Source organism: Curtobacterium sp. MCBD17_019 (assembly GCF_003234555.1).
Taxonomy (GTDB): domain Bacteria; phylum Actinomycetota; class Actinomycetes; order Actinomycetales; family Microbacteriaceae; genus Curtobacterium.
The window spans coordinates 1-11,807 of record NZ_QKTT01000009.1 but is presented as its reverse complement, the minus strand read 5'-3'; the positions used below and the strand labels follow the sequence as shown (position 1 = coordinate 11,807).

The window sequence follows — 11,807 nt, the reverse complement described above, 5'->3', positions numbered from 1 at the left end:
GACGCCAGTGTAAGGACGGACGCGCACCCCTCCACCCCCGGTCCACGGAGGACCGGGGGTGCCGCGACGACCGTTCAGTCGGCCGTCACCGTCCGTTCACCTGGACGGCCGACACTGTTCGGGCATCCGCCGACGATGCACCAGGTGAGATGTGCCGACGGAAGGGCTCATGATGCGCGAAGTGTTCCAGCAGGAGCTCCAGGACGTCCAGGAGCGGCTCGCCGAGATCGCCGCACTCGTGGCGACCGCGATCGACCGCGCGACCACGGCGTTCAACGACTCGGACGTCGCGCTCGCCGAGCAGGTGATCGCCGACGACGCGAAGATCGACCACGCCGCCCAGTCGCTCGACGAGCTCGCGATCGACATCCTGGCCCGCCAGGCCCCCGTCGCCCGCGACCTCCGGACCGTCGTCAGCGCGCTCCGCATCAGCGCCTCGCTCGAGCGCATGGGCGACATGGCCGAGCACATCGCGCAGCTCGCCCGCTACCGCTTCCCGGAGAAGGTCGTCCCGAAGAGCCTCCGCTCCACGTTCCGCGACATGGGCGCCCTCGACGTCGCGATGGCCGACAAGCTCGCGCGGCTGCTCCTGACCGAGGACGTCACCCTCGCCGAGGAGATCCGTGACGAGGACGACCGGGTCGACGAGCTGCACGCCAGCGTGTTCGACGCCGTGCTCGGGGAGACCTGGAAGGGCGCGACGATCGACACCGTCGACGCGACCCTCGCCAGCCGGTACCACGAGCGCTTCGCCGACCACGCCGTGTCCATCGCCAAGAAGGTGCAGTACCTGGCGACCGGCGACTGGGTGGGCGCGACGGCCGAGTAGCCGGACCCGCCGGGCCGATGGCCGACCCGGCTCTGCGAGGATGGTCGTATGGCTGCCGTCGCGATCCTCGTCAACGGACTCCCGGGATCGGGCAAGACCACGCTCGCGGCCGGCCTGGCCGAGGTGCTCGGATGCCCGCTCCTGTCGAAGGACGCCGTCAAGGAACCGCTCGCCGACATCGCGGGCCCGATGATCACGTCGCGAGCACTGGGCGGCGTCGCGATGGACACCGTCTGGGGCATGGCCGCGGCGGTCGAAGCCGGCGTCGTGCTCGACGCGGTGTGGCTCCCGACGCGTGATCGGGAGCACCTCGTGACGGGGCTGGCGCGCGCCGGGTCCCCGCGGTTCGTCGAGGTCTGGTGCGACGTCGACCGGACGGTCGCCGAGGAACGCCTGCGCGACCGGTACGACCCCGGCTCGCCCCTGCGGCACCCCACGCACGGCGATCTGGAGGACGTGCTCGCCTTCTGGGACGAGCACGCGGCCGCCGCGGGGCCGGTCGGGCTCGGGCCCGTCGTACGGGTCGACACCGGCGCGGCCCTCGACGTCGCGCAACTGGTGCTGGAGATCAGCCGGCACTTCGGCGCCTGAAGAGGGCGCCGAGATCGCAGAACACGCCGCTCACCTCTGGAGGTGAGCGGCGCGTTGTGCGATCTCGGCGGGGAGGGGGAAGGCCGGGAGCTGCCCCTACTTCTTGCCCTGAGCGGCGACCGCGGCGGCACCCGCGGCGGCGGCGTCCGGGTCGAGGTACCGGCCGGGACCGGTCGGACGCTGCTCGTCGTCGAGCTCGTACACCAGGGGGATGCCCGTCGGGATGTTGAGGCCAGCGATGTCGGTGTCCGAGATGCCGTCGAGGTGCTTGACGAGCGCCCGGAGCGAGTTGCCGTGGGCGGTGACGAGCACCGTGCGGCCCGCCGCGAGGTCGGGCACGATGTCCGACTGCCAGTACGGCAGCAGGCGGTCGATCACGAGCGCGAGCGACTCCGTCCGCGGCAGGTCGTCGCCGAGGCCCGCGTACCGCCGGTCGTGCGCCTGGGACCACTCGGCGTCGTCGGCGATGGGGGGCGGCGGGACGTCGAACGACCGACGCCACTCCATGAACTGCTCCTCGCCGTACTGCTCGAGCGTCTGCGCCTTGTCCTTGCCCTGCAGGTCGCCGTAGTGCCGCTCGTTGAGACGCCAGTTCCGCTTGACCGGCAGCCACGCGAGGTCGGCTTCGAGCAGGGCGATGTCCGCCGTCTGGATCGCCCGCGTGAGCACCGAGGTGTAGAGGACGTCGGGCACGATCCCCGACTCGGCGATGAGCTGCCCCGCACGCTTCGCCTCCTGCTCGCCGAGCTCACTGAGCCGCACGTCGACCCAACCGGTGAAGAGGTTCTTCTGGTTCCAGTCGCTGTTGCCGTGCCGCAGGAGGACGAGTGTCGAGGTCATGCCCGGAGTCTACCGAGCGGCCCGGAGGCCCGATCGGACGAGCCCGCCCTGGCCCTACCCTGGGTGGATGCCGATCGGGAACGTCACGCGCGGCACCACCGGCACGAACCGGTTGCGGCGCGTGGACCGGTGGATCGCCGCACTCCCGGTGCTGCGCCGCACGGACGATCCGCTCGTGGCCGACCTCGGCTACGGGGCGAGCCCGACGACCACGCTCGAACTCCGGGACCGCCTGGTGCGAGTCCGGCCCGACGTCGAGGTCACCGGGATCGAGATCGAGCCCGAGCGGGTCCGGATCGCCCGGCTCGCCGAACGTGACGGGGTGACGTTCCGGCTCGGCGGGTTCGAGACACCCACGCCCCGGGGTCGTCGCCCCGCCGTCATCCGCGCGTTCAACGTGCTCCGCCAGTACGCCGAGGACGAGGTCCCGGCCGCCTGGGCGCTCATGACCGACCGACTCCAGCCCGACGGGGTCCTGGTCGAGGGCACGTGCAACGAGGTCGGCCGCGTCGCGAGCTGGATCGACGTCACGCGGGGCGGCCCGCAGACCCTCACGGTGTCGCTCCGCCTGGCCGGACTCGAGGCCCCCTCGATCGTGGCCGAACGGCTGCCGAAGGCACTCATCCACCGGAACGTTCCCGGGGAGCGCGTGCACGACTACCTGCGGGACCTCGACCACGCGTGGGCGGTCGCCGCGCCGCTCGGGACCTACGGGCCCCGCCAGCGGTGGATCGCCACCGTCCGGGCGATGCGCGACCGGGGCTGGCCGGTCCTCCACGGCGTCACCCGATGGCGCCTCGGCGAGGTGACCGTGCCGTGGTCAGCGGTCGCGCCGGCGTGAGCGCGGCCGGATCAGCGCGCCGCCGCCGGACCGACGTCGGCGGCACAGGGGTCAGGAGGTCGGGCGACGGACCGCGCCGAGGCGCGGCATCCGGGGCACGTCCGCCGTCGCCCCCGCGCTCGGCGGGACGATCACCTGCTGCGCGGCCGTGACCACGGTGTCCTCGGCGTCCGTGACGAGGACCGCGGTCGGGTCGACCGTGCGCTTGACCACCGCGAGCGCGATCGGACCGAGCTCGTGGTGCGTCGCCACCGCGGTGACCCTGCCGACCTCGGCGTCGTCGGACTGCGCCCGGACCACGGCGCCCGGCGCGGGCAGGACCCCCTGGGAGCCGTCGAGGTGCAGGAGCACGAGGCGGCGCGGCGGATGCCCGAGGTTGTGCACCTTCGCGACGGTCTCCTGCCCGCGGTAGCACCCCTTGTCGAGGTGGACGGCGGAACGCATCCAGTCGAGCTCGTGCGGGATCGTTCGCTCGTCGGCGTCCGCGAGACGCGGGCGCCACGCGGCGATGCGCAGGGCCTCCAGGGCGAGCGTGCCCGCGGCGGGCACGTCGGACGCGGCGAGCGCGGCAGCGTCCGCGGGCGTGAGCACGGCGAGACGGAGCGACCAGTCCCGGCCCGGGTGGTCGGACGGGTCGGCGTAGCTCCAGCCGCCGACGGCGATCGCGGCCCAGGGGTCCGTCCAGGTGACGACGGGGGCGACCGCGGCCAGGGGCGCGTCCGCGAAGGCGCCGACGACCCGGTGCTCGGCGGACCGGTCGGCCACGTCGACGCGGAGCATGAACCGCATCGACGTCAGCCACGCCGCGAGTGGGGCGGCGTCGCCGGGGTCGGTCACGAGCCAGGTTGTGGTGCCGTCGTCGACGACGCGTGCCGCGTGCTCGAGTCGTCCGGAGGCATCGAGCACGAGGGTCTCGGTCGGGACGCCCGGAGCGAGGCCGAGCAACAGCTGCGTCGTCATCGAGTTGAGCCACGACAGCCGGTCCGGGCCCGTCACCGTGACGACGCCGTACGTGCCGAGGTCGACCACGGCGCGGCCCCGCTCGAGCAGACGCTGTTCGCCGAGCGGGTTGCCGTAGTGCGCCGCGACACCCGCGCCGTCGTCGACGTACCCGTCCCGCCTCGCGAAGGGGGTGCCCTCCCGGTCCGGCGAGGTGGTGCCGTCGGCGTTCGACATGGTCACTCGACCCGGGCGAGCTGCCCGGAGGCGTGCGAGGTGAGTTCCTGCCCGAGCGCCGCGATGTCCCACGCCCAGAACAACTTGCCCTCGACGAGGCCGTACATGCGCGTCGCCGCGGAGTACTCCTTGGCGTTCGAGGAGCGCATCACGGCGTCGGTCGACAGATCGATCCGGGGCCCGTGGATACGCCCGACGTAGAGCTCGTTGACGCCGGTCGGGTGGATGATCGAGGCCTCGATGTCGAAGCCGTCGTCGTTGTTGCGGAGCGCCTCGACGCTCCGCGCCGTGGTGAACGGCATCGCGCCCTCGCCGAGGAGCATGGCGGGACCGCGGTCCCCCGGCTCGGACGGACGGTCGAGCCGCCAGTAGCCCATCTCGGCGGTGAGTGGCGTCTGCCGTTCGTCGAGGAGCCAGGCGGACGACGAGTAGTTGAGGTAGGGCAGGCCGTCGTGGCTGAAGCTGACCCGCTGGCCGAACTCGTGCTCACGGACGTCGTCGCCCACGGGGTAGTGCACGACGCCCGTGCCTTCCCACACGCCGATGAGCCAGGACAGCGGGACGAGCTCGGCCGGGAGGTTCGATGGGATGTCGATCATCGGGTCAGCGCTGACCCTTGAAGAGCTTGACGAGCACGACGACCGATGTGAACGCGATGGCGAGCGACGCGAGCCCGAGGAGACCCACGTAGAAGAGCTCGAGCGGGAGCAGCGAATCCATGCCCGGAGTCTACGCGGCGGCCCTGACGCTCCCGCGTCCGGCGCGGACGGCGAGCCGCAGGCCGGGCGATCCGTCAGGCCGTCGGCCCCGTCCGGCCGGAGGCGCCCGTCGCGCCCGTCGCGCCCGTCACGCTCGGACGAGCAGCAGGACGGTCCCGACGAGCACCACGACGAACGCCCCGGACGACGCCGCGCTGATGCGGAGCACGAGTCCGTCCTTGGTCTGGGTCGCGAGCTGGAGCACGAAGCCGACGAGCACGCTGCCCACGAGCACGAGGAGCATCCAGGCGAAGGGGTCCTCGTGCGCGAGCAGCAGGACGAGGACGGCCCCGACCACGGCGAGCACCCACACCGGGACGACCGACAGGGTGGTCATGCGGCTCGTCCGTGTCGTGTCGCTCATCGTCACATCATCGCACCGGTGCGGGGCGTGCGGCCGGTGCCGGGACCGGGACCGGGAGCGGGAGCGGGCGCAGGCGCAGGCGCAGGGTCCGTCCGGGGGCGTCACTAGGATGTGGGGGACCGCCCCGACCCGTCCTGGAGGTTCCGTGGCCCAGCTGCTGGTGCTCACCTCGACCGCGCCCGGTGAGGTGCTGCCCGCGCTCGGTCTCCTGAGCCACCGCATCCGACATGTCCCGGCCGAGGCCTCGCAGCTGGTCAACGCGCCGTCGAGCGACCTCATGTTCGTCGACGCCCGGACGGACCTCGTGAGCGCGAAGTCCCTCTGCAAGATCCTCTCGACCACCGGATCGACCACGCCGGTCGTGCTCGTCGTGACCGAGGGTGGACTCACCGCGGTGAACAGCGAGTGGAGCATCGACGACGTCGTGCTCGAGACCGCCGGCCCGGCCGAGGTCGACGCCCGCATCCGCCTCGTCGTGGGCCGGGCCTCCCAGGCGCAGTCCGGGTCGAAGATCCAGGCGTCGGGCGTCGTCATCGACGAGGCGAGCTACTCGGCCAAGGTGCGCGGCCGGCCGCTCGACCTCACCTTCAAGGAGTTCGAGCTCCTCCGCTTCTTCGCGACCCACCCCTCACGGGTGTTCACGCGCGAGCAGCTGCTCAGCGAGGTCTGGGGCTACGACTACTTCGGCGGCACGCGCACGGTCGACGTCCACGTCCGGCGCCTGCGCGCGAAGCTCGGGGACCTCGAGTCGCTCATCGGCACGGTCCGCAACGTCGGCTACCGCTTCAACGTGTACGACGACGACGCCGACCGGTTGGCCGGCGACGGTGTCTGACACCGCAGGGGGTGACCTCGTCCGGGCGCTCGCGGCCGAGGCCGCCGCCCACGGCGAGGCACCGCCGTTCTCCGACCAGACCCTCGTCGACGTCCGCGCCGGACGCGCCCGCGTCCTCAGCGACGACGACGGCCGAGGGGCCGCGGTGCTGCGCGACGGCGAACTCGAACTCGCGGTCGGCCGGGAGGCCCGGGGCCGCGGCATCGGGACCGCGCTCGTCGACCGTGCGCTCGCGGTCCGACCGGCTCCGTCGCTCGCATGGGCCCACGGCGACGCACCGGCGGCGCAGGCCCTCGCGGCCCGGGCCGGGTGGCACCCCGTCCGCCGGCTGCTCCAGCTGCGCGCCCCACTCACGGAGGGGAGCGCAGGGGCCGGGACCGCAGCGGCGGGCGGAGGCGAGGTCCGCGTCGCGGCCGACCCGGGCCTCCCGGCCGACCAGCACGTCGACGCGTTCCGCCCGGGCATCGACGAGGACGCCTGGCTCGACCTCAACGCCGCCGCGTTCGCGCACCACCCGGAGCAGGGCCGGATGACGCTCGACGACCTCCGCGACCGCGAGCGCGAGCCGTGGTTCGACGGTGCCGACCTGCTCCTCCTCCGACGCGGTGACGATCCCCGGCTGGCCGGCTCCTGCTGGCTCAAGGTCGAGGACGGCATCGGTGAGTTCTACGCCGTGGCCGTGCGCCCGGACCTGCAGGGGCAGGGGATCGGCGGCGTGCTCATGCGCGCGGGGATGGCGCGTCTGCGCGGGCGGGGACTCACCGCGGCGGCGCTCTACGTCGAGGGCGACAACGTCCCGGCGCTCGCGCTCTACCGTCGCACCGGGTTCACCGAGCACGCGGTGGACGTGCAGTACGGGGCACCCTGACCGACGCCTCCACGTCGTCCGTTCGCCCTGGGTTCTCCACGAGGTCGTCCCACCACCACCGCGTGGGGGACCCGGATGGCAGGATGAGTCCATGGAAACCGAGCCGCAGCTGGACGGCGAATCCGTCACCCCGGATCTCGACGACTTCGACGAGATCGTCCGCGTCGAGCACGAGTCGTTGCCGACGGATCGGTACTTCGACCGCGAGCTCAGCTGGCTCCGGTTCAACCAGCGCGTGCTCGAACTCGGCGAGGACCGCGCGGTTCCCCTGCTCGAGCGTGCGAACTTCCTCGCGATCTTCGCCTCGAACCTCGACGAGTTCTTCATGGTGCGCATCGCGGGGCTCAAGCGCCGCATCGACACCGGCATCGCCGTGCCGACGAACGTGGGCCGCGCCCCGCTCGACGTGCTCGCCGACATCGCCCGCGACGCCCACGAGCTCCAGGACCGCCACGCGCACGCCTTCCGCGACTCGCTCAAGCCCGACCTCGACGCCGCGGGGATCCACGTCGAGAACTGGTCGGACCTGGCCGAGGCCGACCGCGTCCGGATGGACGAGTACTTCACCGACCAGATCTTCCCGGTGCTCATGCCCCTGGCGGTCGACCCGGCCCACCCGTTCCCCTACATCTCGGGGCTCTCCCTCAACCTCGCGGTGCGGGTCCGGAACCCCAAGACGGAGCGACAGGAGTTCGCCCGGCTCAAGGTGCCGCAGAACTTCCCGCGCTTCGTGCAGCTCCCGGACGACGGGTCGGGGCGGCTGCGCTTCATCCCGCTCGAGGACCTCATCGCGAACCACCTGGACGACCTGTTCCCCGGCATGCAGGTGGTCGAGCACCACGTGTTCCGCGTCACCCGCAACGAGGACGTCGAGATCGAGGAGGACGAGGCCGAGAACCTCCTGCAGGCGCTCGAGCGCGAGCTGCTCCGACGCCGGTTCGGGCCGCCGATCCGCCTCGAGATCACCGAGGACATGGACCCGGTGACCCTCGACCTGCTCATCCGCGAGCTCGACGTCACCGAGCAAGAGGTCTTCCGTCTGCCGTCGCCGCTCGACCTCGGCGGACTGTTCGAGATCGCCAAGATCAACCGCCCGGAGTTGCACTACCCGCGGCACGTGCCCACCACGGCGGTGCAGCTGCAGCCCGACGAGCCGAACATGAAGCCCGACCTGTTCCGCGCGATCGGACGCGAAGACGTCCTCGTCCACCACCCGTACGAGTCCTTCTCCACGAGCGTGCAGGCGTTCCTGCAGCAGGCCGCCGCCGATCCGAACGTCCTGGCCATCAAGCAGACGCTCTACCGGACGTCGGGTGACAGCCCCATCGTCGAGGCCCTGATCGACGCCGCGGAGGCCGGCAAGCAGGTGCTCGCACTCGTCGAGATCAAGGCCCGGTTCGACGAGCAGAACAACATCGGCTGGGCGCGCAAGCTCGAGCGTGCCGGGGTGCACGTCGTCTACGGACTCGTCGGGCTCAAGACGCACTGCAAGATCGCCCTGGTGATCCGCCAGGAGAAGAACGGACTGCGGCACTACACGCACATCGGCACGGGCAACTACAACCCGAAGACGAGCCGTATCTACGAGGACATGGGGCTGTTCACCACCGACGATCAGGTCGGCAAGGACGTCACCCGCCTGTTCAACGAGCTGTCCGGCTACGCGATCGAGAAGAAGTTCAAGCGGCTGCTCGTCGCCCCGCTCCACCTCCGCAAGGGCCTGCTCAAGCGGATCCACACCGAGACGGTGAACGCGCTCGCGGGCAAGCCCTCGGGCATCCGGATCAAGGTGAACTCGATGGTCGACGAGGAGATCATCGACGCCCTGTACCTCGCCAGCCAGGCGGGTGTCCCGATCGACATCTGGGTCCGTGGCATCTGCTCGCTCAAGCCCGCGATGGAGGGCTACAGCGAGACCATCCGCGTGCGCTCCATCGTCGGCCGGTACCTCGAGCACTCGCGGGTCTTCTCGTTCCACAACGGCGGCGACCCGGCGGTCTACATCGGCAGTGCCGACATGATGCACCGCAACCTCGACCGCCGCGTCGAGGCCCTCGTCCGACTCACCGCGCCGCGGCACATCGACGAGATGGAGCGGCTGTTCGACCTCGCGATGGCCGACACCACGAGCTCGTGGCACCTCGAGTCCGACGGCGAGTGGACCCGGCACGCGGTGGACGACGACGGCGAACCCCTACTCGACCTGCAGGACAGCCTGATGCGCCAGATCTCAGCGCGGAAGCGTTCCTCCCGATGAGCCAGACGACACCCGACGGCCTCGTGGTCGCCGCCGGTGCCGTGTGCTGGCGACGGCACGAGAGCGGCCCCCAGGTGCTCCTGATCCACCGCGAGCACCACAAGGACGTCTCGTTCCCCAAGGGCAAGGTGGACCCGGGCGAGTCGGTGCCGCATGCAGCGGTCCGCGAGATCCGTGAGGAGACGGGCTACCGCGTGCACCTCGGCGCCCCGATCGGCACGGCCGAGTACGTGCTCCCGAACGGCCGCGACAAGGTCGTCCACTACTGGGTGGCTCAGGTCAAGGACACCGAGATCGAGCGGGCCGGGGCCTTCCACCCGAACGACGAGGTCGCCGCGCTCGAGTGGGTGGACATCGACGCCGCACGGTCGATGCTCACGTACGAGCGCGACATCGCCATCCTCGACCGCTTCGCCGAACGGGCCGCCGTGGGCCAGCACCGGACGTTCGCGATGATCGCCCTCCGGCACGGCAAGACCACGCCGCGGCACCAGTGGAGCGGACCCGACGCCACCCGGCCACTCCTGCCGGTCGGGCGGACGCAGGCCAAGCAGGTCGCGCCGGCGATCGCCGCCTTCGGCCCGCGGAAGATCGTGAGCAGCACGGCCGCGCGATGCCTGGCGACGGTCGAGCCGCTCTCGGCGCGGACGAAGATCGGCGTCACGAGCACCGCCGACATCAGCCAGGACGCCCACGAGCACGGCAAGAGCGACGTGCCGGGGGTCGTGCGCAAGCGGCTCCGGAAGGGACACACCACCGTGCTCTGCTCGCACGGCCCGGTGCTCCCCGACATCATCACGCACATCGCCGCTGCGACCTCGGGCGAGGACTCGCGCTTCGACCTGCACCGGGCCGCGATGCTCTCGACCGGGGACTTCGCGGTGCTGCACATCGCCGACGACGAGCTCATCGCCGTCGAGACCCACTCGTCCGGCGTCCACGACTGACGCGCCCTGCGGTGCCGGAGCGGGCACACACGGATCCACGTATAGCGCGGTCGGCACCGCGCCGCACGATCCCGCGATCCCGTTCCCCGCTCGTTCACCCGTCGTTCACCGAGCGGCGTCGTCCCCGTCACCTCCCTTCCTTACTGTCACTCGCAGGTCGGCCACCCACCGGCCGCCCCTGCACCTGACATCCCCGAAGGGACCCCTGTGAACATCAAGCGAATCGGTTCGGTCGCGGCCATCGCGATCGCCGGCGCGATCGTGCTCTCCTCCTGCGCGGCGAACGAGGGCAGCGGCAGCGGCAGCTCCGCCAGCGCCTCGTCCTCCGCCTCGACGGGCGCGGACCTCTCCAGCCTCTCCGGCACCCTGAACGGCATCGGCTCGAGCGCGCAGGGGACCGCCGAGACGACCTGGATCTCGGGCTTCCAGTCGAAGGCGTCCGGCGTGACGGTCAACTACAACCCGCAGGGCTCCGGCGCGGGCCGCTCGAGCTTCATCTCCGGCGCCGCCGACTTCGCCGGCTCCGACGCAGCACTCGCCGACACCGAGCTGTCGGGCGACTTCAAGGAGTGCAAGACCGGCACCAAGGGCATCGACCTGCCGATCTACATCTCGCCGATCGCCATCGCCTACAAGGTCGACGGCGTCAAGAACCTCACGCTCGACGCCGAGACCGTCGCCGGCATCTTCAAGGGCACGATCACCAAGTGGAACGACCCGGCGATCGCCAAGCTCAACAAGAGCGCGTCGCTGCCGTCCGCCTCGATCAACGTGATCCACCGCTCGGACGACTCGGGCACGACGCAGAACTTCACCGAGTACCTCTCGGCGAACGCGTCGGACGTCTGGAACGCCGCCCCGAGCCAGACCTACCCGTACAAGGTCGGTGACGGCGCGCAGGGCACCTCGGGTGTCGCGAGCGCCATGGGTGGTGCGTCGAACTCGATCACCTACATCGACGACTCCGGCGCCGGCAGCCTCTCGAAGGCCAAGCTCATGGTCGGCGGCACCGCCACCAAGATCAGCGCCGACGGCGCAGCCAAGGTCGTCGCGGACTCCGACGTCGTGTCGGGCCGCGCGAAGAACGACCTCGCGATCGACATCAACCGCAAGGACACCGCGAAGGGCGCCTGGCCGCTCGTGCTCGTCTCGTACGCCATCGCGTGCCAGCAGTACAGCGACAGCAGCAAGGCCGGCCTCGTCACGGCGTACCTGGACTACGTCGCCTCGTCGGACGCCCAGCAGGCCGCCGCGCAGCAGGCCGGCTCTGCCCCGCTGTCCTCGGACCTCGCGAGCAAGGTCCAGAAGGCCGTCGCCACCATCAAGTGACACCGTGTCAGCCCAGACGCCCGGTCACCACCCATCCGACCGGACGTCTGGGCCGGACCCGTTCACGGGCCTGACCGCGAGCGGCTCCGACCGCGAGCGGCTCCGACCGGCGCGCGGTCCACCCGACCCGCACCGTTCCTCCCGGCCCCGCAGCCACCGAGCACACCCCACC

General features: G+C 71.5%; 12 protein-coding genes. 8 read left to right on the top strand and 4 right to left on the bottom strand.

Features of this window, described 5'->3' with window-relative positions:
• Positions 1-172 precede the first annotated feature (172 nt).
• Both phoU and DEI82_RS09800 read left to right on the top strand, forming a co-directional pair.
• Positions 173-829, top strand: a complete 657-nt coding sequence (gene phoU, locus DEI82_RS09805; protein WP_111036706.1) for a phosphate signaling complex protein PhoU — start codon at positions 173-175, stop codon at positions 827-829.
• 48 nt (positions 830-877) lie between these two features.
• Positions 878-1,420 (top strand): ATP-binding protein, encoded by a 543-nt coding sequence (locus DEI82_RS09800; protein ID WP_220037259.1) that lies wholly within the window; start codon positions 878-880, stop codon positions 1,418-1,420.
• Positions 1,421-1,516: 96 nt separating this feature from the next.
• Here DEI82_RS09800 and DEI82_RS09795 read toward each other — a convergent pair whose 3' ends face one another.
• Positions 1,517-2,260 (bottom strand): phosphoglyceromutase, encoded by a 744-nt coding sequence (locus DEI82_RS09795; RefSeq protein ID WP_111013084.1) that lies wholly within the window; start codon positions 2,258-2,260, stop codon positions 1,517-1,519.
• A 67-nt stretch (positions 2,261-2,327) separates the two neighbouring features.
• On the opposite strand from DEI82_RS09795, the gene DEI82_RS09790 reads away from it, so the two are divergent.
• Positions 2,328-3,101, top strand: coding sequence for a class I SAM-dependent methyltransferase (locus tag DEI82_RS09790; RefSeq protein WP_111036655.1), 774 nt, complete (start codon positions 2,328-2,330; stop codon positions 3,099-3,101).
• Positions 3,102-3,152: 51 nt separating this feature from the next.
• Here DEI82_RS09790 and DEI82_RS09785 read toward each other — a convergent pair whose 3' ends face one another.
• From DEI82_RS09785 to DEI82_RS09775, 3 genes are all read right to left on the bottom strand, one after another.
• Positions 3,153-4,277 carry a folate-binding protein YgfZ gene (locus DEI82_RS09785; RefSeq protein ID WP_111036654.1) on the bottom strand — a complete coding sequence of 375 codons (1,125 nt, stop codon included), beginning with the start codon at positions 4,275-4,277 and terminating at the stop codon, positions 3,153-3,155.
• Positions 4,278-4,279: 2 nt separating this feature from the next.
• On the bottom strand, positions 4,280-4,876 hold the full coding sequence (locus DEI82_RS09780) for an FABP family protein (RefSeq protein WP_111010525.1): 597 nt from the start codon (positions 4,874-4,876) through the stop codon (positions 4,280-4,282).
• 247 nt (positions 4,877-5,123) lie between these two features.
• The gene (locus DEI82_RS09775; RefSeq protein WP_111010526.1) at positions 5,124-5,399 is read right to left on the bottom strand and encodes a hypothetical protein; all 276 of its coding nucleotides are present in this window, start codon (positions 5,397-5,399) and stop codon (positions 5,124-5,126) included.
• Between the two features lie 145 nt (positions 5,400-5,544).
• On the opposite strand from DEI82_RS09775, the gene DEI82_RS09770 reads away from it, so the two are divergent.
• The 5 genes from DEI82_RS09770 (at position 5,545) to DEI82_RS09750 (ending at position 11,635) form a co-directional block, all read left to right on the top strand.
• Complete coding sequence (locus DEI82_RS09770; RefSeq protein WP_181434755.1) at positions 5,545-6,234, top strand: winged helix-turn-helix domain-containing protein; 690 nt, start codon at positions 5,545-5,547, stop codon at positions 6,232-6,234.
• Positions 6,227-7,102 carry a mycothiol synthase gene (mshD, locus tag DEI82_RS09765; RefSeq protein WP_111036652.1) on the top strand — a complete coding sequence of 292 codons (876 nt, stop codon included), beginning with the start codon at positions 6,227-6,229 and terminating at the stop codon, positions 7,100-7,102. The genes DEI82_RS09770 and mshD overlap by 8 nt, the downstream gene beginning before the upstream one ends.
• Before the next feature lie 91 nt (positions 7,103-7,193).
• Positions 7,194-9,359, top strand: coding sequence for an RNA degradosome polyphosphate kinase (locus DEI82_RS09760; protein WP_111036651.1), 2,166 nt, complete (start codon positions 7,194-7,196; stop codon positions 9,357-9,359).
• Positions 9,356-10,306, top strand: coding sequence for an NUDIX domain-containing protein (locus tag DEI82_RS09755; RefSeq protein WP_111036650.1), 951 nt, complete (start codon positions 9,356-9,358; stop codon positions 10,304-10,306). The genes DEI82_RS09760 and DEI82_RS09755 overlap by 4 nt, the downstream gene beginning before the upstream one ends.
• Positions 10,307-10,513: 207 nt before the next feature.
• On the top strand, positions 10,514-11,635 hold the full coding sequence (locus DEI82_RS09750; RefSeq protein ID WP_111036649.1) for a phosphate ABC transporter substrate-binding protein PstS: 1,122 nt from the start codon (positions 10,514-10,516) through the stop codon (positions 11,633-11,635).
• The last annotated feature ends 172 nt before the right edge of the window (positions 11,636-11,807 follow it).

Excerpts from the sequence above, each read along its gene's own strand:
- DEI82_RS09785 (WP_111036654.1), bottom strand. The coding sequence starts at position 4,277 with ATGTCGAACGCCGACGGCACCACCTCGCCGGACCGGGAGGGCACCCCC.
- DEI82_RS09790 (WP_111036655.1), top strand. The coding sequence starts at position 2,328 with ATGCCGATCGGGAACGTCACGCGCGGCACCACCGGCACGAACCGGTTG.
- DEI82_RS09780 (WP_111010525.1), bottom strand. The coding sequence starts at position 4,876 with ATGATCGACATCCCATCGAACCTCCCGGCCGAGCTCGTCCCGCTGTCC.
- DEI82_RS09755 (WP_111036650.1), top strand. The coding sequence starts at position 9,356 with ATGAGCCAGACGACACCCGACGGCCTCGTGGTCGCCGCCGGTGCCGTG.
- DEI82_RS09775 (WP_111010526.1), bottom strand. The coding sequence starts at position 5,399 with ATGAGCGACACGACACGGACGAGCCGCATGACCACCCTGTCGGTCGTC.
- DEI82_RS09795 (WP_111013084.1), bottom strand. The coding sequence starts at position 2,260 with ATGACCTCGACACTCGTCCTCCTGCGGCACGGCAACAGCGACTGGAAC.
- DEI82_RS09800 (WP_220037259.1), top strand. The coding sequence starts at position 878 with ATGGCTGCCGTCGCGATCCTCGTCAACGGACTCCCGGGATCGGGCAAG.
- DEI82_RS09760 (WP_111036651.1), top strand. The coding sequence starts at position 7,194 with ATGGAAACCGAGCCGCAGCTGGACGGCGAATCCGTCACCCCGGATCTC.
- phoU (WP_111036706.1), top strand. The coding sequence starts at position 173 with ATGCGCGAAGTGTTCCAGCAGGAGCTCCAGGACGTCCAGGAGCGGCTC.